At 69.6% G+C, this 26,116-nt stretch carries 30 protein-coding genes and 1 pseudogene; 19 read left to right on the plus strand and 12 right to left on the minus strand.

From position 1 onward, the window contains the following. Window positions 1–26: 26 nt before the first annotated feature. Window positions 27–287 carry a UBP-type zinc finger domain-containing protein gene (locus AC5DRG_RS35375; RefSeq protein ID WP_491803658.1) on the minus strand — a complete coding sequence of 87 codons (261 nt, stop codon included), beginning with the start codon at window positions 285–287 and terminating at the stop codon, window positions 27–29. 62 nt (window positions 288–349) lie between these two features. Between AC5DRG_RS35375 and AC5DRG_RS35380 the strand changes: the two genes are divergently transcribed. After that, window positions 350–1,942, plus strand: a complete 1,593-nt coding sequence (locus AC5DRG_RS35380; RefSeq protein WP_491803659.1) for a Na+/H+ antiporter — start codon at window positions 350–352, stop codon at window positions 1,940–1,942. A 10-nt stretch (window positions 1,943–1,952) separates the two neighbouring features. Here AC5DRG_RS35380 and AC5DRG_RS35385 read toward each other — a convergent pair whose 3' ends face one another. After that, complete coding sequence (locus tag AC5DRG_RS35385; RefSeq protein ID WP_491803660.1) at window positions 1,953–2,864, minus strand: 1-aminocyclopropane-1-carboxylate deaminase/D-cysteine desulfhydrase; 912 nt, start codon at window positions 2,862–2,864, stop codon at window positions 1,953–1,955. Between the two features lie 195 nt (window positions 2,865–3,059). On the opposite strand from AC5DRG_RS35385, the gene AC5DRG_RS35390 reads away from it, so the two are divergent. The 6 genes from AC5DRG_RS35390 to AC5DRG_RS35415 all read left to right on the plus strand — a co-directional run bounded on the left by AC5DRG_RS35390 (window position 3,060) and on the right by AC5DRG_RS35415 (window position 8,355). After that, entirely contained in the window at window positions 3,060–4,466 is a 1,407-nt protein-coding gene (locus AC5DRG_RS35390) for a family 2B encapsulin nanocompartment shell protein (RefSeq protein WP_491803662.1), read from the plus strand. A gap of 33 nt (window positions 4,467–4,499) precedes the next feature. Next, window positions 4,500–5,627 carry a family 2 encapsulin nanocompartment cargo protein polyprenyl transferase gene (locus AC5DRG_RS35395; protein WP_491803664.1) on the plus strand — a complete coding sequence of 376 codons (1,128 nt, stop codon included), beginning with the start codon at window positions 4,500–4,502 and terminating at the stop codon, window positions 5,625–5,627. A 376-nt stretch (window positions 5,628–6,003) separates the two neighbouring features. Next, window positions 6,004–6,261 (plus strand): hypothetical protein, encoded by a 258-nt coding sequence (locus AC5DRG_RS35400; RefSeq protein WP_491803665.1) that lies wholly within the window; start codon window positions 6,004–6,006, stop codon window positions 6,259–6,261. 84 nt (window positions 6,262–6,345) lie between these two features. Continuing rightward, a complete protein-coding gene (locus tag AC5DRG_RS35405; protein ID WP_491803667.1) occupies window positions 6,346–6,759 on the plus strand; it encodes a YciI family protein in 414 nt (137 codons plus the stop codon). 6 nt (window positions 6,760–6,765) lie between these two features. After that, entirely contained in the window at window positions 6,766–8,001 is a 1,236-nt protein-coding gene (locus tag AC5DRG_RS35410; protein WP_491803669.1) for an RNA polymerase sigma factor, read from the plus strand. Between the two features lie 18 nt (window positions 8,002–8,019). After that, complete coding sequence (locus tag AC5DRG_RS35415) at window positions 8,020–8,355, plus strand: DUF952 domain-containing protein (protein WP_491803670.1); 336 nt, start codon at window positions 8,020–8,022, stop codon at window positions 8,353–8,355. Window positions 8,356–8,366: 11 nt separating this feature from the next. Here the strand turns inward: AC5DRG_RS35415 and AC5DRG_RS35420 are convergent, their stop codons facing one another. From AC5DRG_RS35420 to AC5DRG_RS35430, 3 genes are read right to left on the minus strand one after another with little or no spacing between them, the layout of a single operon-like run. Further along, the gene (locus AC5DRG_RS35420; RefSeq protein ID WP_491803671.1) at window positions 8,367–9,107 is read right to left on the minus strand and encodes a VOC family protein; all 741 of its coding nucleotides are present in this window, start codon (window positions 9,105–9,107) and stop codon (window positions 8,367–8,369) included. A gap of 58 nt (window positions 9,108–9,165) precedes the next feature. Continuing rightward, complete coding sequence (locus tag AC5DRG_RS35425; protein ID WP_491803672.1) at window positions 9,166–9,582, minus strand: VOC family protein; 417 nt, start codon at window positions 9,580–9,582, stop codon at window positions 9,166–9,168. A gap of 27 nt (window positions 9,583–9,609) precedes the next feature. Further along, window positions 9,610–10,002 carry a helix-turn-helix transcriptional regulator gene (locus AC5DRG_RS35430; RefSeq protein WP_491803673.1) on the minus strand — a complete coding sequence of 131 codons (393 nt, stop codon included), beginning with the start codon at window positions 10,000–10,002 and terminating at the stop codon, window positions 9,610–9,612. 102 nt (window positions 10,003–10,104) lie between these two features. Between AC5DRG_RS35430 and AC5DRG_RS35435 the strand changes: the two are divergent. The 3 genes and pseudogenes from AC5DRG_RS35435 to ppk2 form a co-directional block, all read left to right on the plus strand. Then, window positions 10,105–10,370 (plus strand): annotated as a pseudogene (locus AC5DRG_RS35435) (inorganic phosphate transporter); the annotation flags it as partial. Between the two features lie 128 nt (window positions 10,371–10,498). Next, on the plus strand, window positions 10,499–10,729 hold the full coding sequence (locus tag AC5DRG_RS35440) for a hypothetical protein (protein WP_491803674.1): 231 nt from the start codon (window positions 10,499–10,501) through the stop codon (window positions 10,727–10,729). Between the two features lie 15 nt (window positions 10,730–10,744). Beyond that, window positions 10,745–11,635, plus strand: a complete 891-nt coding sequence (gene ppk2 / locus AC5DRG_RS35445) for a polyphosphate kinase 2 (protein ID WP_491803676.1) — start codon at window positions 10,745–10,747, stop codon at window positions 11,633–11,635. A 1-nt stretch (window position 11,636) separates the two neighbouring features. Here the strand turns inward: ppk2 and AC5DRG_RS35450 are convergent, their stop codons facing one another. After that, window positions 11,637–13,871 carry a peptidoglycan recognition protein family protein gene (locus AC5DRG_RS35450; RefSeq protein WP_491803678.1) on the minus strand — a complete coding sequence of 745 codons (2,235 nt, stop codon included), beginning with the start codon at window positions 13,869–13,871 and terminating at the stop codon, window positions 11,637–11,639. Between the two features lie 153 nt (window positions 13,872–14,024). Beyond that, window positions 14,025–15,170: a hypothetical protein gene (locus tag AC5DRG_RS35455; protein ID WP_491803679.1), complete on the minus strand. Its 1,146-nt coding sequence runs from the start codon at window positions 15,168–15,170 to the stop codon at window positions 14,025–14,027. A gap of 197 nt (window positions 15,171–15,367) precedes the next feature. Here AC5DRG_RS35455 and AC5DRG_RS35460 point away from each other — a divergent pair, with 197 nt between their 5' ends. From AC5DRG_RS35460 to AC5DRG_RS35470, 3 genes are read left to right on the plus strand one after another with little or no spacing between them, the layout of a single operon-like run. Then, window positions 15,368–15,721 carry an SCO4225 family membrane protein gene (locus tag AC5DRG_RS35460; RefSeq protein ID WP_491803680.1) on the plus strand — a complete coding sequence of 118 codons (354 nt, stop codon included), beginning with the start codon at window positions 15,368–15,370 and terminating at the stop codon, window positions 15,719–15,721. Between the two features lie 25 nt (window positions 15,722–15,746). Next, window positions 15,747–16,106 (plus strand): SCO4225 family membrane protein, encoded by a 360-nt coding sequence (locus tag AC5DRG_RS35465; protein ID WP_491803681.1) that lies wholly within the window; start codon window positions 15,747–15,749, stop codon window positions 16,104–16,106. A gap of 19 nt (window positions 16,107–16,125) precedes the next feature. Next, window positions 16,126–16,932 (plus strand): class I SAM-dependent methyltransferase, encoded by an 807-nt coding sequence (locus tag AC5DRG_RS35470; RefSeq protein WP_491803682.1) that lies wholly within the window; start codon window positions 16,126–16,128, stop codon window positions 16,930–16,932. A 102-nt stretch (window positions 16,933–17,034) separates the two neighbouring features. On the opposite strand, the gene sodN is transcribed toward AC5DRG_RS35470, so the two are convergent. Further along, on the minus strand, window positions 17,035–17,430 hold the full coding sequence (gene sodN / locus AC5DRG_RS35475) for a superoxide dismutase, Ni (protein WP_005480378.1): 396 nt from the start codon (window positions 17,428–17,430) through the stop codon (window positions 17,035–17,037). 145 nt (window positions 17,431–17,575) lie between these two features. Here sodN and sodX point away from each other — a divergent pair, with 145 nt between their 5' ends. Next, window positions 17,576–18,010, plus strand: a complete 435-nt coding sequence (gene sodX / locus AC5DRG_RS35480) for a nickel-type superoxide dismutase maturation protease (protein ID WP_491813247.1) — start codon at window positions 17,576–17,578, stop codon at window positions 18,008–18,010. Here sodX and AC5DRG_RS35485 read toward each other — a convergent pair. Then, window positions 17,914–18,543 carry a CGNR zinc finger domain-containing protein gene (locus AC5DRG_RS35485; RefSeq protein ID WP_491803684.1) on the minus strand — a complete coding sequence of 210 codons (630 nt, stop codon included), beginning with the start codon at window positions 18,541–18,543 and terminating at the stop codon, window positions 17,914–17,916. The genes sodX and AC5DRG_RS35485 overlap by 97 nt on opposite strands. Window positions 18,544–18,644: 101 nt before the next feature. On the opposite strand from AC5DRG_RS35485, the gene AC5DRG_RS35490 reads away from it, so the two are divergent. After that, the gene (locus AC5DRG_RS35490; RefSeq protein ID WP_491803686.1) at window positions 18,645–19,412 is read left to right on the plus strand and encodes a class I SAM-dependent methyltransferase; all 768 of its coding nucleotides are present in this window, start codon (window positions 18,645–18,647) and stop codon (window positions 19,410–19,412) included. Between the two features lie 66 nt (window positions 19,413–19,478). On the opposite strand, the gene AC5DRG_RS35495 is transcribed toward AC5DRG_RS35490, so the two are convergent. From AC5DRG_RS35495 to AC5DRG_RS35505, 3 genes are read right to left on the minus strand one after another with little or no spacing between them, the layout of a single operon-like run. Then, on the minus strand, window positions 19,479–20,240 hold the full coding sequence (locus tag AC5DRG_RS35495; RefSeq protein ID WP_491803687.1) for an amino acid ABC transporter ATP-binding protein: 762 nt from the start codon (window positions 20,238–20,240) through the stop codon (window positions 19,479–19,481). Beyond that, window positions 20,237–21,202 (minus strand): amino acid ABC transporter permease, encoded by a 966-nt coding sequence (locus AC5DRG_RS35500; protein ID WP_491803688.1) that lies wholly within the window; start codon window positions 21,200–21,202, stop codon window positions 20,237–20,239. Before AC5DRG_RS35500 ends, AC5DRG_RS35495 begins: the two co-directional genes overlap by 4 nt. 30 nt (window positions 21,203–21,232) lie before the next feature. Then, entirely contained in the window at window positions 21,233–22,195 is a 963-nt protein-coding gene (locus tag AC5DRG_RS35505; RefSeq protein ID WP_491803689.1) for an ABC transporter substrate-binding protein, read from the minus strand. 586 nt (window positions 22,196–22,781) lie between these two features. Here AC5DRG_RS35505 and AC5DRG_RS35510 point away from each other — a divergent pair. The 4 genes from AC5DRG_RS35510 to AC5DRG_RS35525 all read left to right on the plus strand — a co-directional run bounded on the left by AC5DRG_RS35510 (window position 22,782) and on the right by AC5DRG_RS35525 (window position 26,081). After that, window positions 22,782–24,005 (plus strand): NAD(P)-dependent malic enzyme, encoded by a 1,224-nt coding sequence (locus AC5DRG_RS35510; RefSeq protein WP_491803690.1) that lies wholly within the window; start codon window positions 22,782–22,784, stop codon window positions 24,003–24,005. A 210-nt stretch (window positions 24,006–24,215) separates the two neighbouring features. Then, window positions 24,216–25,181 carry a zinc-binding dehydrogenase gene (locus tag AC5DRG_RS35515; RefSeq protein WP_491803691.1) on the plus strand — a complete coding sequence of 322 codons (966 nt, stop codon included), beginning with the start codon at window positions 24,216–24,218 and terminating at the stop codon, window positions 25,179–25,181. 121 nt (window positions 25,182–25,302) lie between these two features. After that, window positions 25,303–25,512, plus strand: a complete 210-nt coding sequence (locus AC5DRG_RS35520) for a helix-turn-helix domain-containing protein (RefSeq protein WP_033282107.1) — start codon at window positions 25,303–25,305, stop codon at window positions 25,510–25,512. After that, window positions 25,512–26,081 carry a Clp protease N-terminal domain-containing protein gene (locus AC5DRG_RS35525; RefSeq protein WP_491803693.1) on the plus strand — a complete coding sequence of 190 codons (570 nt, stop codon included), beginning with the start codon at window positions 25,512–25,514 and terminating at the stop codon, window positions 26,079–26,081. The genes AC5DRG_RS35520 and AC5DRG_RS35525 overlap by 1 nt, the downstream gene beginning before the upstream one ends. Window positions 26,082–26,116: the final 35 nt, after the last annotated feature.

A 26,116-nucleotide genomic window follows, 5' to 3' on the forward strand; every position in this document is an offset into this window, starting at 1 on the left:
CGGGGTACTGTCCGGCCGGCCCGAGGTCATACGAGCACGTGGTCCACGAAGCACCAGCGCCATTCCTCGCCGGGCTCGAAGGTGCGCATGATCGGATGTCCCGAGTCCTTGTAGTGCTCGGTGGCGTGCCGTCCGGGCGAGGAGTCGCAGCAACCGACATGACCGCAGCTGAGGCACAGCCTCAGTTGCACGGGGTGGGTGCCCTCCGCCAGGCACTCGGGACACGTCTCGTTGAGGGGAGCGGGTTCCGGGTGCGGCAGCGCGTCGGCATGCGTGCACTGTTTCATGATTGCCAGGTTACGACGGGTGCGCGGCCTGCCGCGCGGAAAACCGAGGGTGGGCGAGGACGATGGACGTGATGCCGCTGCTGTTGCTGGTGGCGGGCAGCGCCGTGGTGGCCGCGGCCGCCCGGCGCACCCCCGTACCGGCACCCCTGCTGCTGGTCGCGGCGGGCCTGCTCGTCTCGTACGTCCCGGGGGTGCCGGAATACACCCTGGACCCCGACGTCGTACTGCCCCTGCTGCTGCCCCCGCTGCTGTACACGTCGGCCACCGACAGCTCCTACCTCGATCTGCGGGCACAACTGCGGCCGGTGGCGCTCTTGTCGGTCGGCTACGTGCTCTTCGCGACCTTCGCCGTCGGCTGGGCCGCCTACATGATCGTGCCGAGCCTGCCGCTGACCGCGGCGCTCGTACTCGGCGCGGTGGTCGCGCCGCCGGACGCGGTCGCGGCCACCGCGGTGGCACGCCGCGTGGGGCTGCCGTCGCGGACCACCACGATCCTCCAGGGCGAGTCCCTGGTGAACGACGCCACCGCGATCACCGCCTACCGGGTCGCCCTCGCGGCCGCCGTCGGCGAGGGCGCCACCTGGGCCGGCGGGATCGGCGAGTTCCTGCTCGCCGCGGTCGGCGGCGTCGGCATCGGGCTGCTGCTGATGGTGCCGATCCACTGGCTGCGCACCCACCTCAGGGAAGCGCTCCTGCAGAACACGCTCTCCCTGCTGATCCCCTTCGTCGCCTACGGCGTCGCCGAGCAGGTGCACGCCTCCGGAGTCCTCGCGGTCGTGGTCGTCGCGCTCTACCTCGGCCACCGCGCGTGGGAGGTGGATTTCGCGACCCGCCTCCAGGAGGAGGCGGTGTGGAAGATGGTCGCCTTCGTCCTGGAGTCCGCGGTCTTCATGCTGATCGGACTGCAACTGCCGGTGGTGCTCAGGGGGCTTGGCGAGTACGAGGGTGCCAGCGCCGCCTGGTACGCGTTCGCCCTCTTCGTGGTCGTCGTCGTGGCCCGGTTCGTGTGGGTGTATCCGGGGACCTTCGTGCCCCGCCTGCTGTCGGCCCGGATCCGCGAAAGAGAGCCGAATCCCACCTGGAAGGGGGCGTTCGTCATCGCCTGGGCCGGAATGCGGGGCGTGGTCTCGCTGGCGATCGCCTTCTCGATCCCCCTCACGCACGACGGCGAGCCCTTCCCCGAGCGCAACCTCATCCTCTTCCTGACCTTCACGACGGTCATCGGCACCCTGGTCGTGCAGGGCGTGACCCTGCCCCCGCTCATCCGCGCGCTGAAACTCCCCGGCCGCGACACCCAGGCCGAGACCCTCGCCGAGGCGAACGCCCAGGCGCAGGCATCCCGGGCCGCAGAGCGTCGCCTGGACGAGCTCCTCGACGACGAACGCAACGTGCTCCCGCCGCCCCTCGCCGACCGTCTCCGCCAGGTTCTGGAACGCCGCCGTAACTCCGTCTGGGAACGCCTCGGCCAGGTCAACCCGATCACCGGTGAGACCGTCGACGACACCTACCGCCGCCTCTCCCGCGAGATGATCAGCGCCGAGCGCGCGGTCTTCGTCCGGCTGCGGGACGGCCGCTACATCGACGACGAGATGCTGCGCACCCTGCTGCGCAGACTGGACCTGGAGGAGGCGGCGGCCTACCGCGAGGCAGCGTGAACAGGCGGGCTCACTGCCCGAACGGTGACCCCGTGATCACCGCGGCCAGAGTCGTCCCGCGTGGGAAGGCGCCCTCCTCGGCCAGGGTGACAAGTCCGTACAGCAACTTGGCGACATAGAGACGCTCGACGGGCAGGCCGTGGCGGTCCTCGAAGTCCTCGGCGAAGGCGTCGAGTTCGGGGGTGGTGCGGGCGTAGCCGCCGAAGTGGAAGCGGTCGTCGAGGCGCCAGTGGCCGCGCGGGCCGCCGAAGGCCTCTCGTTGCAGGGCCTGTATGTCGGCGGTCAGGAAACCGCCCTTGAGGACCGGAATGCCGAGGGCGTGCTGGTCGGAGGCCAGCCCGGCGGCCAGGCCCGCGAGTGTGCCGCCGGTGCCGCAGGCGAGGGCGACGACGTCGGCGTGGCCGCGCAGCTCCTCGCCGAGCGCGTGGCAGCCGCGTACGGCGAGGGCGTTGCTGCCGCCCTCCGGGACGACGTACGCGTCCTCGGCGCCGGCTGCGCGCAGCACGCGCGCGAGGGTGTCCGGCTCGGTCTTGCGGCGGTACGTCGACCTGTCGACGAAGTGCAGTCGCATCCCGTCCGCCGCGCACCGGGACAGGGAGGGGTTGAGGGGGAGGTCGGCCAGCTCCTGGCCGCGGACCACACCGACGGTCCGCAGACCGAGCAGCCGGCCCGCTGCGGCGGTGGCCCGCAGATGGTTGGAGTACGCGCCGCCGAACGTGACGAGCGGGCGGCCCGCCGCCGCGGTGAGGTTCGGCGCGAGCTTGCGCCACTTGTTGCCGACCAGGTCCGGGTGGATCAGATCGTCCCGCTTCAGCCGCAGGCGTACGGCGTGGCGTGCGAACCGCTCGTCCTCGACGTCCTGCAGCGGGGAGGGGAGTCGCGGGCGCAGGGCGGCGAGGTCGGGGGCGTCGGGGCGGTGCACCTCGCCATTGTCGCCGCCGGATTCGAACACCGACGGCCGCTTTCGACAGAAAGCCCTTATGTGCCCAGCTGCCGAAGATCCAATCCCGCTCTTTCGTGTAATAGCACCGGCACCCTCCGTGGTGGAAGGCTTGTGCGCGGAGATCGATGCCCGGCGCAGGTGGGTGCCGGTGCATGAGCGGGGAGGGCATTTTTTATGTCGGTAGGCGAAGAGGTCCGCACGGAGCAGGGCAAGCCGCAGCAGAGTCTCGGCACGGCGGCCGCGCGGAACCTGGCCACCACCACGAAGTCCGCGCCTCAGATGCAGGAGATCAGCTCACGCTGGCTGCTGCGCACGCTGCCATGGGTGAACGTGCAGGGCGGTACGTATCGCGTGAACCGGCGGCTGACCTACTCCGTGGGCGACGGCCGGGTGACGTTCGTGAAGACCGGCGACCGTGTCGAGGTGATCCCGGCGGAGCTCGGCGAACTGCCGGCCCTGCGTGGTTACGAGGACGAGGAAGTGCTGGCGGAGCTCGCCCAGCGCTGCCGGCAGCGGGAGATCGCCCCGGGCGAGGTGATCGCCTCCTTCGGCAGCCAGACCGACGAGGTGTTCCTGCTGGCACACGGCAAGGTCGAGAAGATCGGCACGGGCCCCTACGGCGACGACGCGGAGCTTGGAGTCCTCGCCGACGGCGCCTACTTCGGCGACCAGGCGCTGCTGGACCCGGACGCCATCTGGGAGTTCACGGCCCGCGCGGTCACCGCCTGCACGGTCCTCGTCCTGGCCCGCCAGGACGTCGAGATGGTCGCGGAGCGCGCGGAATCACTGAGCGGGCACCTCCAGGAGCTGCGCTCCATCCCCGAGCAGCAGACCAACAAGTACGGCGAGAGGTCGATCGACCTCGCGGCCGGCCACTCCGGCGAGCCGGACATCCCGCACACGTTCGTCGACTACGAGGCCAGGCCGCGTGAGTACGAACTGAGCGTCGCCCAGACCGTCCTGCGTATCCACACACGCGTGGCCGACCTCTACAACCAGCCGATGAACCAGACCGAGCAGCAACTCCGGCTCACCGTCGAGGCGTTGAAGGAGCGCCAGGAGCACGAGCTCATCAACAACCGTGAGTTCGGCCTGCTCAGCAACTGCGAGTACGACCAGCGGCTCCAGCCCCACGACGGCGTGCCCGGCCCGGACGACATGGACGAGCTGCTCAGCAGGCGCCGCGGCACCAAGCTGTTCCTCGCCCACCCGCGTGCGATCTCCGCGTTCGGCCGTGAGCTCAACAAGCGCGGACTCGTCCCCGAGACCATCGACATCGCCGGCAACCGCATCCCCACCTGGCGCGGTGTGCCGATCTACCCGTGCAACAAGATCCCGGTCAGCGAGGCCCGTACGACCTCGATCCTCGCCATGCGCACCGGCGAGGCAGAGCAGGGTGTCATCGGCCTCCAGCAGGCCGGCATCCCCGACGAGATCGAGCCCAGCCTGTCCGTGCGGTTCATGGGCATCAACGAGCAGGCGATCATCAACTACCTGGTGACGGCCTACTACTCGGCCGCGGTCCTGGTACCGGACGCGCTCGGCGTCCTGGAGAACGTCGAGATCGGCCGCTGGCGATGAACCGGACGCCCGAGGTGATCCGTGGGTGAGTTCATGACGCGGACGAAGCAGTGCCCGGGCGACACGACGGGCCTCACCGGGACACGTGAAAGGGGGAGGTCCATCGAGAGCGACATAGAGGATCGGTCGGGTCCGCCCGACGGGCACGAGGCGGCGGGGATCCTGAAGCGCGCCCGGGCCTCGGTCGATCCCGAACTGCGCGCGGCCATCGAGTCGTTGCCCGGTTCCATGCGCCGGATCGCGCTCTACCACTTCGGCTGGGAGCACGCGGACGGCACACCGGCGGCGGGCAACGCGGGCAAGGCGATACGTCCGGCCCTCGTCCTCACCACGGCCGCCGCGCTCGGCGGTACGCGCGTGCGGGAGTCGGCCCTGCGGGCCGCCGCGGCGGTGGAGCTGGTCCACAACTTCACGTTGCTGCACGACGACGTGATGGACCGGGACACCACCCGTCGGCACCGGCCCACCGCGTGGACGGTGTTCGGTGACGCGGACGCCATCCTCGCCGGGGACGCGCTCCAGGCGCTGGCCCTCGGGCTGCTCGCCCGGGATCCGCACCCCGCGTCCTCGGCGGCCGCCGCCCGGCTCGCGGCGTGTGTCGTCGAGCTGTGCGCCGGTCAGCACGCGGACGTGGCGATGGAGCGGTGCGGTCCGACCGAGGTCACCCTCGACGAGGTGCTCGCCATGGCCGCGGCCAAGACGGGTGCGCTGCTGGGGTGCGCGTGCGCGATGGGCGCGTTGTACGCGGGGGCGTCGGACGACGACGTGGAGGCGCTGGACGCGTTCGGCCGGGAGGCCGGGCTCGCCTTCCAGCTCATCGACGACGTCATCGGGATATGGGGCGACCCGTCCCGCACCGGCAAGCCGGCCGGCGCGGACCTCGCCGCCCGCAAGAAGTCCCTGCCGGTGGTCGCCGCGCTCGCCTCCGGCACCCCGGCGGCGGCCGAGCTCGCGGAGCTGTACGGAGTTCCCCACGAGGAAGGTGAGCTGGAGCGTACGACCCTCGCCGTGGAGCGGGCGGGCGGTCGCGACTGGGCGCAGGTCCAGGCCGCCGACCGCATGGCCCGGGCCATGCACGAGCTGTCCCGCGCGATCCCGGACCCGGAGGCGGCGGGCGGCCTGCTCGCACTGGCGGAGTTCGTCACCCGCCGTAGCAACTGAGGCCACCTACGAACCCCGGAATCCCCGGCCCCGCGCGGCTCCTGACCCCGCGCAGCCACCCGGGGATTCCGGCCGGGCGGGTCCCGCACATCCCCACGGTGTGCGGGACCCGCCCCACACCCCTTTTTGGGGAGGCTCGGTTCGCCTCCGGGGCGCCAAAGCCTGTGTCGAGAGCCCGACCGTGCTCGACCCTGCGGGCCTCCGCGCGCTCGGGCTCTCGACACAGGCGCGCCCCTTCGGCTCACTCGCCGTAGGTTGCCGTCGATCCAGTCACCGGCACAATCGTCGACAGCGGGCGTCGCGCGACGCGTGCTCGTCCGCACCTCACCCACGCAAGAGGTGAGCACCCCGCTCCCAAGCGCCCTACGCTGAGGACATGGACAGCGAAAAACACGCCTGTCCCGTCTGTGGACAGCCCGTCGCAACGGTCGTGAAGCGGTACAAGACGTTGGGCGCGTGGGTGCCCCGGTGGGTCGGTGGCCCGTGCCGCAACAGGGAGTGCGAGGCGTACCTCGACCCGGACGCCCCGGCCGGCGACCGCTCGCGCAAGAGGACCCCGGCGAAGAAGTCCGCCGCGCAGCAGCCGGCACCCCAGAAACCGGCCCCTCCGAAACCGGCCGCCGACAATTCCTGAACCGTGTCGAGAACCCCGGCCCGGCTCCGACGTCCCCTGTGAGAGCCGCCCACCGAGGGTGGCCCGAGCCGAAGGAGCGGAATCATGAAGTACCTGGTCATGGTGCAGGGCACACAGGCGGACTACGAGGCGATGCAGGGCAAGGCCTCCGCGGGCTCCCCGGCCTGGAGCGAGCAGGAGGTGCAGGCGATGTACGCCTACATGAGCGCGATCAACGACGACCTGTCGGAGACCGGCGAGATGCTCGACGGGCAGGGCCTGGTCGAGCCCGCGAAGACCCGCCACGTCACTCTGGGCGACGACGGCAAGGCGCAGATCACCGACGGTCCGTACAGCGAGACCAAGGAGCTGCTGGCCGGCTTCTGGATCCTGGACTGCGCGAGCCTGGAGCGGGTCACGGAGATCGCCGAGCGCGTCGCCCGCTGCCCCCAGCCCGCGGGCGCCCCCGACCACCCGGTGGTGATCCGGCGCATCCAGGAGGGCGCCGGCGACCTCTGAGCGGCCATGAGCGACCCGACCGAGACCGATGAGACCGAGGACCTGCTGCGCCGCCACGCGCCGCAGGTTCTCGGCGCGCTGGTCCGGCGGTACGGCCATTTCGACGCCGCCGAGGACGCCGTACAGGAGGCACTGCTCGCGGCGGCCGGGCAGTGGGGGAGGGACGGGGTGCCGGACAACCCGCGCGGGTGGCTGATCAAGGTGGCCTCGCGGCGGCTGACCGACGCGCTGCGTGCCGAGGAGGCGCGGCGGCGGAGAGAGGAGCGGGCGGCGGCGCTCGCTCCGCGCGATGCCTTTGTCGCCCCGCCGCCCGGTGCCGACCGTGCCCCGCGCGAGGACGACACCCTCACGCTGCTCTTCCTGTGCTGCCACCCGGACCTGACGCCGCCCGCCCAGATCGCCCTGACACTGCGGGCGGTCGGCGGTCTGACCACGGCGGAGATCGCCCGGGCCCACCTGGTCCCCGAGGCGACGATGGCCCAGCGGATCAGCCGGGCCAAGCAGAAGGTCAGGGGGGTGAGTTTCGGGCGCCCGGACAGCTGGGAGGAACGGTTGCCGGCCGTCCTCCAGACCCTCTACCTGATCTTCAACGAGGGCTACACGGCGACCTCCGGCTCGGCCCTCCAGCGGCGCGACCTGGCGGGCGAGGCGATCCGCCTCACCCGGACCGTCCACCGCCTGCTCCCCGAGGACCGCGAGGTGGCCGGCCTGCTGGCCCTGATGCTGCTCACCGACGCCCGCCGCGACGCGCGCACCGGCCCGCACGGCGAGCTCGTCCCCCTCGACGAACAGGACCGGGACCGCTGGGACAAGCCCGCGATCGAGGAGGGCGTCACGCTCGTCACCCGGGCGCTCTCCGGGGGCCGGGCCGGCCCCTACCAACTACGCGCCGCGATCGCCGCGGTGCACGACGAGGCGCCCGACGCGCGGGCGACGGACTGGTACGAGATCCTCGGCCTCTACGAGGTGCTGGTACGCCTCGTCCCCGGCCCCGTCGAACGCCTCAACCGGGCCGTCGCCGTCGCCATGGTCGACGGACCGTACGCGGGCCTCGCCGAACTGGACGTGCTGGTGGACGAGTTGGGCGAAGGCCACCGCCTGGACGCGGTCCGGGGTCATCTCCTGGAGCGGGCGGGCGACACGGAGGCCGCCCGGGCGGCGTACGAGTCCGCGGCGGCCAGGACGCTCAGCCTGCCCGAGCAGCGCTATCTCCACGCGAGGTCGGCGAGGCTGGGCGTCTGAGGGATTAGCGTTGCCGCCATGCCCGAACTCTCCGAACCCATCCTCCACATCACCGAACGCCGACTCTGGGACGAGGCCCGCGCACACGGCACCTACGAGATGTCGAGCCGCGACCTCACCCTCCAGGAGCAGGGCTTCATCCACTGCTCCACCCGCACCCAACTCCCGCGCGTGGCAGCCCGCTTGTACGGCTCCGACGAGCCCCCGCTCGACCTGGTGGTCCTGGTCGTGAACCCGGCAAGGCTCACGGCCCCGCTGAAGTACGAGTCTCCGCACCCGGGCGGCGAGGAGTTCCCGCACGTGTACGGGCCGATCCCGGTGGACGCCGTGGTCGACGTGGAGGAGTGGGCCTGACGCGGGCGCGGTCAGGAGCGCCCGGGCAGCCCGCCCGTCTCCGGATCGCGGCCGGTCAGGCAGTACGCGCCGCCCGCCGGGTCGCGCATCACCGTCCAGTGGCTGTGCTCGGCGACGAAGGCGGCGCCGAGGCGCTCGTGGCGGGTGCGGGTCGCCGCGATGTCCGCGCAGGAGAGGTCGAGGTGGGCGGAGACGTGGCGTTCCTCGCCGAGGCGCTGGAGGAGGATACGGACGGGCAGGCCGGGCGGGGGCTTGAGCACGTGGAACTCGGGGAGTGAGCCCGCCAGTGACTCCCAGCCGGCCAGGAGGCCGCTCCAGAACGCGACCTCGGCGTCGTACGCGGAAGGCGGGATGTCGAGACTCACCTGGTCGAGGCGGCTGCCGTCGACGACGGGCGGCCGTACCGCCTCCCCGTGCCAGGGCACCGCGCAGAACAACTGCCCGGCGGGGGAGCGCAGTACGGCCCATCCGTCGTGCTCGGCGACGACCGAGGCCCCCAGGCGCAGCGCCGACTTCACGAAGTCCGGTACGTCCTCGACGGCGAGGTCGAGATGGGCGCCGCCGTCGCCCGAGTCGACCCCCTGGAGCTTGACGCAGGCGTCGCCCGTCTCCGGCAACAGGGTCACGAACTCGCCCTGATCGCCCCGGAGTTCGGAGAGGTGCGTGCCCGTGACGGCGGTCCAGAAGTCGTGGGCCCGGCCGGCGAGCTCGGAGGGTCGATCGATGTACGCGTAGGTCCAGCGGATGCTCATGGCGCGATCGTAGGTCGGCGGTGCTGTCCCGCTTCCCGAATTTCAGCCACTGGCCCGCTCAGCTCTCGGCCCGCTCCATGAACCGCAGCATGTTCCCGGCCGGATCCCGGAACGCGCAGTCGCGTACCCCGTACGGCATGTCCATCGGTTCCTGGATCACCTCGGCTCCGGATTCCCGGACCCGGGCGAAGAGGGCGTCGCAGTCCTCGGTGGTGAAGTTGACCCCGCGCAGCATGCCCTTGGCCAGCAGCTGCTCCATCGCCTCCCGGTCGGCCGGGGAGAGGTCGGGGTTGGCCGCGGGCGGCTCCAGGACGATCGACACCTCCGGTTGCAGCGGCGACCCGACGGTCACCCACCGCATCCCCTCGTACTTGACGTCGTTGCGGATCTCCAGCCCCAGGACGTCGGAGTAGAAGGCGACGGCCTTGTCATGGTCGTCGACGGCGATGAAGCAGTTGTTGAGTTTCAGGTCCATGCGTCCAACCTAAGGTCAATACCGGCGTCACGTCCGCCTCGGACGCGTGTACGCCCGCACCACGCAGGGCGGGATCTCCGCGCTCTCCTCGTGCGAGCGGGCCCGATAGGAGCTCGGGGTCTCGCCGACCAGTTCGGTGAAGCGGGAACTGAAGGAGCCCAGGGACGCACAGCCGACGGCCATGCAGACGTCGGTGACCGAGAGGTCGCCCCGGCGCAGCAGGGCCTTGGCCCGCTCGACGCGACGGGTCATCAGGTAGCCGTACGGTGTCTCGCCGTAGGCCTCGCGGAAGCTGCGCTGGAAGTGGCCCGGCGACATCATCGCGGTGCTCGCGAGCGCGGTGACGTCGAGCGGCTCGGTGTACTCGCGGTCCATGCGGTCGCGTGCCTGTCGCAGCCGTACCAGATCCTCACGGTTCACCACATCAGCATCGCACGACCGTCACCGGCTGCGTGCCGGGTCCTGACCCGGGCTTTGCTCCCAGTTCGCTTCCCGTATGGAAGCGCTTGTTCCCATGAAGGCATGGATCACATCACGTACCTCGTGGGGGTCGTCATCGTCACGGCACTGGCCTTCGATTTCGCCAACGGATTCCACGACTCGTCGGTGCTTTCCTGTCCACGGAGGTCGCCAAGACGATCTCCGGCGGGATCGTGGACGACACGCTCGTCACCCCAGGGATGATCTTCGCGGGGCTGATCGGGGCGATCCTGTGGAACCTGCTGACCTGGCTGGTCGGGCTGCCCTCCAGCTCCTCGCACGCGCTGGTCGGCGCTGCCGTGGCGGCGGGCATCGTCATGCTCTCCCGCCGTAACCCGGTGCACGCGAACAACGTCAACGACGGCCACGAGGTCGCCGTCCGCACCCCGGCACCGGCCACCGCCGGCAGCGCCGCCTGAGCGAGGGAGAAACCGACATGCAGCTCGACTGGACCGCACTGGGCGAGGTCGCCGGGGTGAGCCTCGGCGTGACCGTCGCCGTGGTCGTCGTCTTCGCGCTCGGAGTGCTGGGTCTCGTACGAGTGGAGGGAGCACGCGAGAATGGCGCCACCCACGCGTTGAGCCTGGCAGAGGCCGGCCTGTGCTTCCTCGCCTGCGCGGCGGTCGTCGCGTACGGCATCTATCTGATCGTGCCGCAGTTTCACTGACGCTGGGGGTACTCCATGACACCGCTGATCACCGGACTGACCGTCGACTACACCGATGTGGACGAGCCCGTGCTCATCAGGGCCGATGGAACGCCCGTCGACACGTGGCGGGAGAACTACCCGTACACGGAGCGCATGGAGCGCAAGGAGTACGACTGGTACAAGCGGCTCCAGCAGATCGAGCTGCTGAAGCTGCAGAGCTGGATAAAGGAGACCGGGCGCCGTCTCGTCATCGTCTTCGAGGGACGGGACGCGGCCGGCAAGGGCGGCACGATCAAACGTTTCACCGAGCACCTCAACCCGCGCGGTGCCCGGGTGGTGGCGCTGGAGAAGCCGACCGAGCGTGAGCGCGGGCAGTGGTACTTCCAGCGGTACGTCGAGCATCTGCCGACCGAGGGCGAGATCGTGATGTTCGACCGCTCCTGGTACAACCGGGCCGGTGTCGAGCGCGTGATGGGCTTCTGCTCGGACGACGAGTACCGCCGCTTCATGCGCCAGGCCCCGCTGTTCGAGCGGATGCTCGTCGACGACGGGGTGGACCTGATCAAGTTCTGGTTCTCCGTCTCGCAGGGCGAGCAGCGCACCCGCTTCACGATCCGCCAGGTCGACCCCGTACGGCAGTGGAAGCTCAGCCCGATGGACCTGGCCTCCCTTGACCGCTGGGACGACTACACCGCCGCGAAGGTCGCCATGTTCCGGGAGACGGACACCGAGCGGGCGCCCTGGACGGTGGTCAAGAGCAACGACAAGAAGCGGGCCCGCGTCGAGGCCATGCGCAGCGTGCTGGCCCGTTTCGAGTACTCCGACAAGGACCACGAGGTCGTCGGCACCCCCGACCCCCGCATCATCGGCGCGGCGGCCAATCTGCTGGAGGCGGGGGAGGACGACGACCCCGTGACCGCTTGACCTACTTGATGTAGACGAGACCGTCGGTCGTGACGGTCGGCCTACCGCTCGTGCCTACGACGACGATCTTGACGGTGTGCTTGGCGCTGGTCGACCAGGTCTTCGTCCAGATCGCCTGGCGGTACTTGGCGGTGGTCGACTTCAGATCGACGGTCGCCGTCTTCACACCGTCGACGTAGACGTACGCCTGCCCGGAGGTCGCCGCGCGCGACACCACCCAGGAGGCCGAGCGGCCGGTGAAGGTCCAGGTCAGGGAGGAGTTCTTGGTCTTGCTGGTGTACGACTTCCCGCCCAGGTAGCTCGTGGAGGACTTGGTCGTCCAGGTGCCCGACTTGGTGGCCGAGGACTCCTGGAGGATCACCGGCGTACGGGCGACCGAGGCCGCGGCGGTGTTGCCCGCCTGGTCGTACGCCGTCATCGCCCAGGTCGTGGCGGTGCCCGACTTGGCGGTGAGGGAGGCGCTGGTGACGGTCGGGCCGTAGGTCGCGGTGGTCGGAGCGGTGAGGCGGACCTCCTTCAGCGCGGCCGTGTCGGTGGCCTTCCACTTCAGGGTCAGCGGAACCGCGGTGGTGTTCACCGTGCCGGTGCGCAGCGCCACGCTGGGCTTGGTGGAGAAGGTGGGCGCGGTGGTCTCCGCGACGATCGTGACGGCCGCGGTGGTCTTCGTCTTGCCGGACTGGTGCACGGCCCGTACGGCCACACTGTGGGTGCCCACCGCCAGGCTGACCTTCGCCGAGGTCGCCGTACCGGCGGCGGTGGCGGCGGTCGTGCCGTCCACCAGCACCTCGTACTTCGTAATCAGCGAAGCCGGCGTGGTGGCCGACCAGTTCACGGTGGCGGAGCTCTTGGTGTAGTACGTCGAGCCGGAGACGCCCACGCCGGTGACGGACTTCAGCGTCAGGCCGGCGACCGGGCCCGCCGCCCAGGAGCGGATCGTGGCCAGCTTGGCGTAGAGGGCGTCGCCGGGGCACTGGGTGTTGTAGCCGTCGCGGTGGCCCAGGATGGTCGGGAAGCTGAGCTGCGCGCCCGACTTCCACGTCGTACCGGCGTAGTTGTTGCCGTCGGCGCCCGCCGTGAGGGTGGTGGTGCCGTTCGGGGCGACGCCGTACTGGCCCAGCTTCCAGGCGGCGAGCCGGGCGACGGACGTCAGCGCGGCCGTCGAGGGGGCGGCGGTCGTGTAGGTGCCGAGGACCGAGATGCCGGTGGTCTCGGAGTTGAAGCCGTAGGTGTGCGCGCCGAACACCGGTTGGTCGATGCCGCCCTTGCGGCCCTCGTAGATGGTGCCGCACTTGTCGACGAGGAAGTTGTAGCCGATATCCTTCCAGCCCAACGTCTGGACGTGGTAGGCGTAAATGCCCCGGACGACGGCCGGCGCCTGGGCGCAGGTGTAGTCGTTCGACTCGGCGGTGTGGTGCACGACCACCGCCTTGATCTTCCCGCCGGGCAGGTAGGCGGGCTCCTCCGGGCTGATCGACTCGTCGGCGCCCCAGCCGGCGCGCGAGGTGATCGGCGGCTGCGGAACGGTGGACGAGGGAGCCGTGGTCGAGGGCGACGGCGAGGTGGAGGCGGACGACGAGGCCGAGTTGGAGGGCGTCGCGGAGGCGGAGGCCGACGCACTCGACGAGTTGCTCGCGCTGGGCGACACGGAGTCGGTCACGGAGGCTTCCGGCGAGGCGGAGGAGGAGTCCGTGGCGGAGGGCGAGGCCGAATCGGTCTCCGCCGCCATGGCATACGCGGCGGGCTCCAGCTCCGAGACGGTGCTGCTGCCCGGATCGACCATGTCGAGGCGCAGCCCCTTGGGCAGCCGCGTGGACGACTTGCCGTCGACCCGAACCTCAACGCCGTCGGACGGCCCCACCCACGCGGGCTCGGTACCGCCACGCGTGGCCTCCGCGTCGCCCTGTCCACTGTCGCCGTCCAGCGACAGCCAGGACGACCAGGTGCCGGTCTCCGAGTCCCGGGTACGGATCTCGACGGTGCCGTCGACCTGGGCGGACGGGTCGGCCCAGGTGACGCCGAGCATGCTGAACGGCTCGGTGTCCCGCTTGCCGATCGCTGCGGACGTGCCGTCATCGGCCAACGTCATCGCGGCGGTACGTGTGTTCACCTTGACGGGCCGCGACTTGCCGTCCCCGGTCGATCCGTCCGCCTGCCCACCGGTCACACCCTGCACGAGCAGAGTCCCCGTTACCGCCGCGGCCACCAGACCGGCCGCCCCCCACCAACGACGCTTCATCACCCTCGGTCTCTCATGTTTATTTGTGCAACAGGTGTGCGATACCAGAGGGACGGTATAGGGGAGGGAATCGAGGGAAACGGTGTCAGAGCCGCCAAATCGGGGCGATGGGCAGGGTGTTGGTGTGGGTGATCCGCGTCACAGTGGTGGATGCTACCTACCCTGCCCGGTGGAGGAGGTATTGCTAAGCGCGGGGGAGGGCACCCGGGGCGGCGTCGTGGGCTGGGAGGTGCTCGGGGCAGGAGGGGACCCGTCGAGCCTCATGCGCGCGACCTGTGCGAGCGGGTTGGTCGGTTCGAGGCCCTGTTTCCAGGACGCCTCATGGGACTTCGTGATGTTCAGGCCGGGAAGGGTCCGGTCCCTCTCGCCGGCCATACCTGTCGGCCACGTGCGCTCCGGCCACTTCTCCTCGCGGACTTTCCTTACGTCCGTGCCGTACTGATCCACGGTCTCGCCGTCGACCTTGGCCAGCCCGTCGTAGAGCGAGTGCCCGGCGAGCTCTCCGGGAATCATGGCCCAGGACGGGTCTTCGCGGTTCGCCTTCTTTCCCAGCGCGGATTCCTGGTCGACCCTGCCGGGCACGAACCGCCCTTCCCCGGGGCCGTGTTGCATCTCGATCATGTCGTCCTTGACGCCGGTTTCGGCCATCTTCACGTACTTGTCGATCATGCTCTCGGCGGCCCCTTGCATGATCGTCTGGCCCTCGGTGCCCTCCTTGGCCCACATGGCCCAGATGTCGATCTGGGGGGCGGTGACCATGGCGTCATCGTTGTCGAAGTCAGCTTCTTCCGAGTACGTCCGGTGTTCTTCCGGCATGTAATTGATGATTTCGCGCTCGTTGATCATGGGAACGGCGAAATCGCGGTCGAACGCCGCCTCTGTCCCGGAGATCTGCCCGGCTTCCGCTGTCGGGCGTGCGGACAGGTCGAGGGAGAGGCCTCCGTGCTTGCCCTCGACGAGGTAGGCCGCCATGTCCTTGACGGAGATCTGCCCGTCGTTCTGCATCTCCCATTGCCAGATGTCCTTGACCAGTTGCCCATTGCGCTTTCCCTCGGGCAGCGCTGAGACGAGGTCGTCGGCCTCCGCCCGCAGATCCTTCACGGCGAATCCCAGCGGCTCGGCCGCCTGCCGATAGCTGTCCATGAGCAGTGCGGCCTTGTCGGCACCGTCCGGGCCGGTGTCGCGGGGGTGCACCCACAGGGTGCGATCCCAGTCGGGGAAGGTGTCCTTGAGTCGCAGGAGGTCCGCCTTGTCCTGCTCCCGCAGTTCTCCGCCGGCCCAGAATGTGTTGAGCTTCATTGGCCGCGCCTCCTCGGCATCGGTGGTGCTCTCCGTTTCCACCGGCACAACGGGCGTTCGGCGGGAGCGGTTCAAACGCCAAGAAGCGGCAATTCCGGAACCCCCCAACGGGATTGAGTACCTGTACTCATCCCTGAACGCGCCCCCGGGCCCACCGTGGAGACCACAACCCACGGACCGACCCGAAGGGACCCGCGATGCCGAATGCCTCGCGCCCGCGCCGAATGCCGCGATTACGCCGACTCCTCGCGCTCGCCACGGACAACTGGCCCGCACGGGGCTATCTGGCTGTCTTCGCCGCGTCCGTCCCCGTCGCGTTCCTCTTCCCGGACAGCGTCTACGCCATGAGCCCCCTGCTGCTCACCACACCCCTCTCCTACTTGGGCATCGTCTTCCCCTTCGGCTTCGGAACCCAGGGCGCTGGACCGGCCGAGGTGCTCGCCGTCGCCGTCTCGGCCGTATGGCTCCTGCTGTGCGCCCTGGTGAACGCCGCCGTCGTCGGCGCCCTCGCCGACCACGTCCGCGACAGCCGCACCACGCGGCACGCGTGAACAAGAAGTAGAGAAAGGAACGGACATGGCACGTTCTGCACGCCCCCGCCTACGGAGGATCCGGGCCCTGCTGGCGCCCGCGGTGGACAACTGGCCCGCACGCGGGTACCTCGCCGTGGTCGCCGCGTCGCTGGGGTTCTTCCTGTACGCCGCCTACCTGTCGCCGGACGTGGGATTCGCCGGGATCTGGCCGCTCATGGCCGCGGCGCCGTTCAGTTTCCTCGCCCTCCTGCCGGCGGCGCCCTTCGCGTGGGACTCCTCGCTCGACTGGCTGAACCCGTTGATCTTCTCCGCCGGCGTGACCCTGGCCGGCCTGTTCAACGCCACCCTGCTCGGCCTGCTCGTACGGCGGCTGCGGGCGCCGGAAGCACGGCCGGCCACTTGAGGAGGACGGAGGTCCCGCCGTGTCCGACCCCGCCGCCGCACACGACGCCGCCCTCACCGACCGGGCCCGCCTCGCCAAAAGCGCCTACAGCAGCGACCGTGACCTGGCCGCCCGTCAGGCCCTCTACCAGTGGCAGACGCCTCGCTACGACCTTCCCGGCATCGTCGCCGGACAGCTGAGCGGAGTGCGCGGACGGGTGGTCGACGTCGGCTGCGGCAACGGCATGTACGTCCGGCGGCTCCGCCAGGACCGCCCCGATCTGGCGCTGCTGGGCCTGGACATCTCCCCGGGCATCCTCGCCGGTGTCCCCGGCCCGGTCGCCGTGGCGGACGCCGCCCGCCTACCGCTGGCCACGGGGAGCGTCGACGCCGCGTTGGCGCTGCACATGCTCTACCACGTCCCCGACATCCCCCGGGCGGTCAGGGAGTTGTCCCGGGTGGTCGCCCCCGACGGACTGGTGATCGTCTCCACCAACAGCGCACGCGACAAGGCCGAACTCGACGAGCTGTGGCAGCGGGCGGCCGGTGACGTCCTGGGCGCGGCCCGTGTCTCCCTCGATGCGCGTTTCTCCCTGGAGAAGGCGCATGCCCTGCTCGGCGACGAGTTCGGCCGGGTGGACACGATCGAACTGACCGGCACCATCACGGTCCGCTCCCCGGAGCCGGTCATCGCACACCTGGCCTCCCAGCGGGCCTGGGCCGACCTCTACGACGTGCCGTTCGAGGCGACCGTAGAACGGGCCCGAGCCATCCTCACCGAAGACCTCGCGCGCAACGGCGTGTTCGTGATCAACAGCGCCGCCGGCATCCTCGTATGCCGTCATTGAAACGCCGAAGGGGCCCAGTCGGCGAACCGGCCGGACCCCTTCAGGGTCTTCGCTGACCTGCGATGGTGCACCGATCGCCGGTCATCGTGAACTGGTGGAGCGTCAGGCCTTCTTGGTCTCCCAGAAGATCTTGTCGATCTGGGCGATGTAGTCCAGAGCCTTCTGGCCCGTCGCCGGGTCCGTCGAGGCCTTGGCGGCCGAGAGGGCCTTCAGGGCGTCGTTGACCAGCTGGTGCAGCTCCGGGTACTTCTCGAAGTGCGGGGGCTTGAAGTAGTCGCTCCAGAGCACCGAGACGTGGTGCTTCGCGAGCTCTGCGCGCTGCTCCTTGATGACGGTGGCGCGCGCCTGGAAGTGAGGGTCGTCGTTGGCGGCCATCTTGTCCTGCACGGCCTTCACCGACTCCGCCTCGATGCGGGCCTGGGCCGGGTCGTACACACCGCAGGGCAGGTCGCAGTGTGCGCTGACCTTGACCTTGGGGGCAAACAGGCGGGAAAGCATGGAGCGTTCCTTCCTCGTGATCGTCTTCTCAGGTGGGACATTACTCCCTGCGAGACGGGTTTTCGCGGGTGCCCCCATGGGCTTAGGACAAAAGTCCGGGGTCAGACTGAGACTGGTGGAGGATCGGACCGGGGAGGTGCCGGGGATGCCGGAGCTGTCGCAGGAGACCGAGCGGGGAAGGGCCGTCCTGCCCTTCGGGGTGGCCGAAGTGACCGGGCCGTCCATGGTGCCCACGCTCTATCACGGGGACCGCCTCGTGGTGCAGTGGGGAGCCAGGGTCCGGCCGGGTGACGTCGTGGTCCTACGTCATCCGTTCCAGCAGGACCTGCTCGTCGTGAAGCGGGCCGTGGAGCGGCGTGACGGCGGCTGGTGGGTGCTCGGCGACAACACGTACGCCGGCGGCGACAGCACGGACTACGGGACCGTGCCCGAGGAACTGGTCCTGGGCAGGGTCCGGTTTCGGTATCGGCCGCTGAAGCCCGGTCAGCGTTCGCCGTTCGCGGTGGCCCGCTGGGCGCTGTCGGCCGCCAGGCCCGTCTTCTCGGACCGGTCGGCCTCCAGGCGCTTGCGGGCGCGGTAGGCGGCCACGTTGGCGCGGGTGGCGCAGCGGTCGGAGCAGTACCGCCGGGAGCGGTTTGTCGACGTGTCGAGGTAGGCGTTGCGGCACGGCGGCGCCTCGCACAGGCCCAGGCGGTCCACGCCGTACTCCGTGAGGTGGAAGGCCAGGCCCATCGCGGCGATCGCCGCGTAGCCCGCGGTCGCGTTCGACGGGTGGTCCGCCAGGTGCATGTGCCACAGCGGGCGGCCGTCCTCGTCCCGGAAGTTGTGCCCGGAGATCTGCGGGCTCACCGGGAACTCCAGGAGGAGCGAGTTCAGCAGGTTCACCGCCAGCGTCTCGTCGCCGCCGTCCGCCGCGTCGAAGACGGCGCGCAGCCGCGCCCGGACCGAGCGGAAGCGCGTGACGTCGGCCTCGGTGGTGCGGCGGGCCGCCTCCTGGTTGTTGCCGAACAGGTACCGGACGGCCTCCACCGAGGTCAGGGCGTCCTTGCCCCGGGCCGGTTCCTCGGTGTTGACGAGGCGCACGGCGTAGTCCGAGTAATAGGCCAGTTCCACTTGTAGTCCTTACGGAGGCGCTCTATGGTCGTGGATGCGGACGGGTAACAGACGATCGTGCTTCCAGGGTATTACGGCGGCGTACGCGACGGAGGGCAGCGATGACGGACACCGACACCACGACGGGCGCGGACTGGCAGGCCTGGCAGCAGAGCTGGGACCGCCAGCAGGAGTGGTACATGCCCGACCGCGAGGAACGCTTCCGCGTCATGCTGGACATGGTCGAGGCCCTCGTCGGTTCCACACCTCGCGTCCTCGACCTCGCCTGCGGCACCGGCTCCATCACGGCCCGGCTGCTCGCCCGCTTCCCGGAGGCCGTCAGCACGGGCGTCGACCTCGACCCGGCCCTCCTCGCCATCGCCGAGGGCACCTTCGCGGGCGACGAGCGCGTCTCCTTCGTCACGGCCGACCTCAAGGACCCGGCATGGCCGACGAGGCTGCCGTACGACTCCTACGACGCCGTACTGACCGCCACGGCCCTGCACTGGCTGCACGGCGAACCCCTCGCGGCCCTCTACGGTCGGGTCGCGGAACTCGTCCGCGACGGCGGTGTCTTCATGAACGCGGACCACATGATCGACGAGTCGACGCCGAGGATCAACGCGGCGGAACGGGCACAGCGCCACGCCCGCATGGATCAGGCCAAAGAGAGCGGTGTCCTGGACTGGGCCCAGTGGTGGGAGCTGGCAGCCAAGGACCCGGTCCTCGCCGGCCCCACCGCCCGCCGCTTCGAGATCTACGGCGAACACGCCGACGGCGACATGCCGTCCGCCGCGTGGCACGCGCGTGTGCTGCGCGAGCAGGGCTTCGGGGAGGCGCGCCCGGTGTGGTGCTCGCCGTCGGACACCCTGTTGCTGGCGCTGAAGTGATCCACTGGGGGCATGGAGAAGGGGCGGTACGGGATGCCCGTGCCGCCCCTTCTCGACTTCGTACCGCTACAGCACCTTCGACAAGAACGCCTGCGTGCGCTCGTGTTGAGGGTTCGTCAGGACGTCGCGCGGGTTGCCGGACTCGACGACCACGCCGCCGTCCATGAAGACCAGGCTGTCGCCGACCTCGCGGGCGAAGCCCATCTCGTGGGTGACGACGACCATCGTCATGCCGGACTCGGCGAGGTCGCGCATGACGTCGAGGACGTCGCCGACCAGCTCCGGGTCGAGGGCCGAGGTCGGCTCGTCGAAGAGCATCAGCTTCGGGTCCATCGCGAGCGCGCGGGCGATCGCGACGCGCTGCTGCTGGCCGCCGGAGAGCTGCGAGGGGTAGCCCTTGGCCTTGTCGGCCAGGCCCACGCGCTCCAGGAGCTGCATGCCGCGCTCCCGGGCCTCGGTCCTGCCGGTGCCCTTGACCTGGACCGGCGCCTCGACGACGTTCTCCAGCGCGGTCATGTGCGGGAACAGGTTGAACCGCTGGAACACCATGCCGATGTCCCGGCGCTGCTGTGCGACCTCGCTGTCCTTGAGCTCGTACAGCTTGTCGCCCTTCTGGTTGTAGCCGACGAGGTTCCCGTCGACGTACAGGCGACCGGCGTTGATCTTCTCCAGGTGGTTGATGCACCTGAGGAAGGTCGACTTGCCGGAGCCGGAGGGGCCGATGAGGCAGAAGACCTCGCCGGACTGCACTTCCAGGTCGATGCCCTTGAGGACCTCGACCAGGCCGAAGGACTTGTGGACGCCCTCCGCCTTCACCATGGCGGTCATGCTGCCTTGCCCCTTTCGCTGCCCAGACCGAGCATGTTCGCCTTGATCTTCTGGAAGACCGTCGGCGGCAGGCTGCGGCTGGAACCGCGTGCGTAGTAGCGCTCCAGGTAGTACTGGAAGACGCTGAACACGCTGGTCATGACCAGGTACCAGATCGAGGCGACGAAGAGCATCTCCATCACGGCGTACGACGTGGAACCGATCGTCGAGGTCGCGCGCAGCAGTTCGTTGTACGTCACCGCGTAGACCAGCGACGAGGTCTTGAGCATGTTGATGAACTCGTTGCCGGTCGGCGGCACGATCACGCGCATCGCCTGTGGGATGACGATGCGGCGCAGCGTCTTGCCGTGGCTCATGCCGAGCGCGTGCGCGGCCTCCGTCTGGCCCTCGTCGACGGCCATCAGGCCGGCGCGGCAGATCTCCGCCATGTACGCGGCCTCGTTGAGGCCCAGGCCCAGCAGGGCGCACATGAACGGGGTCATGACGTCCGTCATCTCGTCCTTGTAGATCGGACCGAGATTCAGCATCGGGAAGATCAGCGCCAGGTTGAACCAGAGGAGCAGCTGGACGTACACCGGCGTTCCGCGGAAGAACCAGATGTAGACCCAGGCCACCCAGCTGGTCACCGGGTTCTTGGAGAGCCGCATCACGGCCAGCACGATGCCCAGGACCACGCCCAGGATCATCGCGAGGACGCTGATCAGCAGGGTGCGGCCGGCGCCCGCGAGAACCGTGGAGTCGAACAGCTTGTCGCCGACCGCGTTCCACTGGATCTTCTCGGCACTGGCGAACGCGTTGATCAGCAGCGCCACCAGCGCCAGCACGATCACCGCGCTGACCCAGCGGCCGTAGTGGCGGACCGGGATGGCCTTGATCGCCTCGGGCGGCAGGGAGCCGCTCTCCTTGGTGACGCCGGACGACGGGTCGCCGTCGGCCGGTGCCTTGTCGAACTTGTCAGTCACAGTGACTGCCCTTCAGTCTTGCCGGGTTTGTCACTTGCCGCCGTTGATCGCCGACTTGTCGATGGCGCCGGTCTCGGCGCCCCACTTCTCGAGGATCGTCTTGTACGTGCCGTCCTCGATGATCGCGTTGACGGCCGCCTCGAGAGCGGTGGTGAGCTCCTTGTTGTCCTTGTTCACCGCGATGCCGAACGGGCCGGCGTCGACCTGCTCGCCGACGACCTCGAAGGCGTTGCCGCCATCGGCCTTGCGGGCCAGGTCCACGGCGACCGGGTAGTCGTTGACGCCCGCGACGGCGCCGCCCGACTTCACTCGGGTCTGGGCCTCGGTGTCGTTCTCGAAGGACTCGATCGTGAGCTTCTTCTTGCCGTCTTCCGTGCAGGTCTTGGACTGCGTCTGCAGGATCTCCTCGTAGGTCGTGCCGCGCTGCACGGCGACCGTCTGGCCGCAGAGGTCCTCGATCGAGTTGATGCCCTTCGGGTTGCCCTTCTGGACGTAGATGGCGGTGCCGGCCACGAAGTAGTCGACGAAGTCGACGCCCGGGCCGAGCTTCTTGCCTTCGTCGTCCAGGCCCTCCTGGCGCGCCTTGGTGTCCGTGATGGAGGACATGGCGACGTCGTAACGGCCGGAGTTCAGCGAGGTGATCAGGCCGTCGAAGGAGCCCGAGGTGAACTTGAACTCGACGCCCAGCTGCTTGCCCAGCGCGGCGGCGATGTCGGGGTCGACACCGACGATCTTGCCGCCCTCCTGGTACTCCATCGGCGCGTACTCGGCGTTGGTGCCGACCTCGATGACGCCCTTGTCCTGGATCTCCTTGGGCAGCTTGGAGAACAGCGGGGCGGTGCTCGCCGACGAGGACTCGTCGGAGCTGCCACCGCTGCTGTCCGTCTGGTCACCGCAGCCGGTGAGCAGCAGGGCGCCTGCGACCGCGATCGCACCGACCGCTGCTAGCCGGGAATGCGCGGCGGTCGTACGACGGGTGGAGCTTGCGGTCATTTTGGGTGCCTCCGGCGGCTGGATGGAGTTGCCGATGGGGTCGACGAGAACACACTCTTTCGGGTGTCGCGACCTCGTGTGATTAGGGCATCTTGCCATTCGGACTGGACCATTCAGGGGACCGGCTATGTCAAAATCGGATAACGGGCGACCCCCGAACCGCATCAGGTCGGTACATCCAGGCCGAACAAGGCGGGACCTTTTGCGGGAATCTCTCATTCCGGCCGGAAGATCTTCGGTGCATCTCGCGATGCAGATGGCCGCGGCTCGAGCTTTGTGCTGCATTAAGCACTCGTCCAAGGGTTTGTCAAGGGTTTGTCCGGTACTTGTCGGCATATCTGCCCATGAGTCATGTCACCTGCATGTGACCTTCGCGTTATGGGCTCGTCGCCGGCGCCGTCCGTCCGGTAAGAAGGTTGGTTACACCCCTCATCCGGGGCTCAGGGCGCGTGTGCGGCGCGCCCGTCGCGTATGTGCCCGTACGTATCCCGTGCGCAGCACCAATCAGGGCCATACGCGGTGCCCGCCCACTTCTCAACCAGGAGTGGCCACCCTCAAACCATGAAGACCTAAGGGGTAAGACAAAGTGGCAGCGGAGATCGTCAATCCTCGCAGCGACAGCACTACGGACCAGGACGGCGGGGCGGAGCCCCTCGATTCCTTCGATCCGGCGTTCGCGCTGCACCGCGGCGGCAAGATGGCCGTGCAGGCCACCGTGCCCGTCCGCGACAAGGACGACCTGTCCCTGGCGTACACACCCGGCGTCGCGCGCGTGTGCACCGCGATCGCGGAGCAGCCGGACCTCGTCAACGACTACACATGGAAGTCGTCGGTCGTCGCCGTCGTGACGGACGGTACTGCGGTGCTCGGACTCGGGGACATCGGTCCCGAAGCCTCCCTCCCGGTGATGGAGGGCAAGGCGATCCTCTTCAAGCAGTTCGGCGGCGTCGACGCGGTCCCGATCGCGCTGGCCTGCACGGGCGTCGACGAGATCGTCGAGACCGTGGCCCGGCTCGCGCCGTCCTTCGGCGGCGTGAACCTGGAGGACATCTCGGCGCCGCGGTGCTTCGAGATCGAGCGGAAGCTCCAGGAGCGCCTGGACATCCCCGTCTTCCACGACGACCAGCACGGTACGGCCGTCGTGACGCTGGCGGCCCTGCGGAATGCCGCGCGGCTGACCGGGCGCGAGCTGGGTGAGCTGCGGGGCGTGATCTCGGGCGCGGGCGCGGCCGGGGTCGCCATCGCGAAGTTCCTGCTGGAGGCGGGCCTCGGCGACGTCGCGGTCACCGACCGCAAGGGCGTCGTCTCGCGCGACCGGGACGACCTCACCCCGGTCAAGCGCGAGCTCGCCGAGCTCACCAACAAGGCAGGGCTCAGCGGATCCCTTGAGGACGCGCTCGCAGGCGCCGACGTCTTCATCGGCGTCTCCGGCGGTACGGTCCCGGAGGCCGCCGTCGCCTCGATGGCGAAGGACGCCTTCGTGTTCGCCATGGCCAACCCGGACCCCGAGGTGCACCCCGATGTGGCGCACAAGTACGCGGCGGTCGTCGCGACGGGGCGGTCGGACTTCCCGAACCAGATCAACAACGTGCTGGCGTTTCCGGGCATCTTCGCGGGCGCGCTCCAGGTGCGGGCCTCCCGGATCACGGAGGGCATGAAGATCGCGGCGGCGGAGGCGCTGGCGGCGGTGGTCGGCGACGACCTCGCGGCGGATTACGTGATCCCGTCCCCCTTCGACGAGCGGGTCGCCCCGGCGGTCACGTCGGCAGTGGCGGCGGCGGCACGCGCCGAAGGGGTTGCTCGTCGCTGAGATGGGTGTGAGTGGCCCCGCCGATTTGGGCGGGGCCATTTCTTTACCCACCCGCCCGCCCGTTTGGGTGAATTTGGGGGTGGACGTCGCTCGTGGGGGCGCAGCCCCCAGGAGTCGGCCACCCAAACACCCCGAACGCCTTGGCAAGAGGGCATGTGTCACACCGCCCGGTTGTTCCCCGCACAACCGGCGGAGCCTATCGTCAAGGTCATGTTCGCTGTCTATGCCGCCAGAATCGACCGCGACCAGCCGCTCGCCGGCCTTGAGTTGGGAGAGCGACCGGCTCCCGAGGCCCGCCCCGGCTGGACCACCATCAACGTCAAGGCCGCCTCCCTCAACCACCACGACCTCTGGTCACTGCGGGGCGTCGGCCTCCCGGAGGGCAAGCTGCCGATGATCCTCGGCTGCGACGCCGCCGGCGTCGACGAGGACGGCAACGAGGTCGTCCTGCACTCTGTCATCGGCCAGACCGGTCACGGCGTCGGCCCCAAGGAGCCCCGCTCGATCCTCACCGAGCACTACCAGGGCACCTTCGCCGAGCAGGTCGCCGTACCGACGTGGAACGTCCTGCCGAAGCCCAAGGAGCTCTCCTTCGAGGAGGCCGCCTGTCTGCCAACGGCGTGGCTCACGGCGTACCGCATGATCTTCACCAACGCGGGCGTACGGCCCGGCGACTCGATCCTCGTGCAGGGCGCCGGCGGCGGTGTCGCGACGGCCGCGATCGTGCTCGGCAAGGCGGCGGGGCTGCGGGTCTTCGCGACCAGCCGGGACGAGGCCAAGCGGAAGCGGGCGGTGGAGCTGGGTGCCGTGGAGGCGGTGGAGTCCGGGGCGCGGCTGCCGCAGCGGGTCGACGCCGTCATCGAGACCGTCGGCGCCGCCACCTGGTCGCACTCGATCAAGTCCCTGAAGCCGGGCGGCACGGTCGTTATCTCCGGTGCCACGAGCGGTGACCGGCCGTCCCACGCCGAGCTGACCCGCATCTTCTTCCTCGAACTCAAGGTCGTCGGCTCCACGATGGGCACGAAGGACGAGCTGGAGGACCTGCTGTCCTTCTGCGCCGCCACGGGCGTACGTCCTGTCATCGACGAGGCCCTTCCCCTCGACCGGGCCCGCGAGGGCTTCGAACGGCTGGAGTCGGGGGACCAGTTCGGCAAGATCGTGCTGACGAACAGCTGACGGTTTCCGTGGCTGTGTAGCCATGTAGCTCCGCATCGCGGCCGGTCCGGGTTTCCGGGCCGGCCGTTGGTGTGTGTCAACCATGGTTGACAGGGAGGGTCTGTCAACGTAAGTTGACATCATGACCGAAGCAACGGATCTCGCCGAGCGCGCTGGCGACCGCGATCCGCGGATCGGGCTGCGGGCAGTCTCCGCGCTGCGGAGGCTGGTGGAGCAGCTGGAAGCGGTGCAGGTGCGCAGCGCGCGCAATCAGGGCTGGTCGTGGCAGGAGATCGCCGCGGAACTCGGTGTGAGCAGGCAGGCCGTCCACAAGAAGTACGGGAGGCAGTGATGTTCGAACGGTTCACGAAGGACGCCCGCGCCGTGGTGCAGGGTGCGGTGGAGCACTGCGAACGGTCGGGGGCCAGGACCGTCGACGCCGAGCACATGCTGCTCGCCCTTCTCGACCGAGAGGCGAGCCGGGCGTCCTTCGCGCTGGCCTCGCTCGGGCTCGCCGCCGAGCGCGGGGACTCGGTGCGGGAGGCGCTGGCCGACGCACGACGCCGCGCGGGACTCTCCCAGGCCGACACCGAGGCTCTCGCCGAACTGGGCATCGACGTCGCGGAGATCGTGTCCCGGGTCGAAGAGGTGCACGGGGTGGGCGTGATGTCCGGCGACCGGACGGACAAGGGCTGGTGGGCCGGGCGGCGTACCTTCGGCCGGGGCGCGAAGGAAACCCTGGAGAAGTCCCTGCGTATCGCCGTCGCTCGCCACGATCGCCATATCGGCGACGAACACATCCTGCTGGCCCTGACCGTCCGCCCCGGCGTCGCCGCCGAGGTCCTCGCCGACCACGGCGTGACCCACGCGTCGGTCACCCGGGTGCTCTACGGCGGCGGAGACGCGAAGGCGGCGGGCTGACCGGGGCTGAGCCCCGGCCCGCACTGCCGTGGGTG

The sequence above is a fragment of the Streptomyces sp. JLBG701 genome (assembly GCF_058544905.1).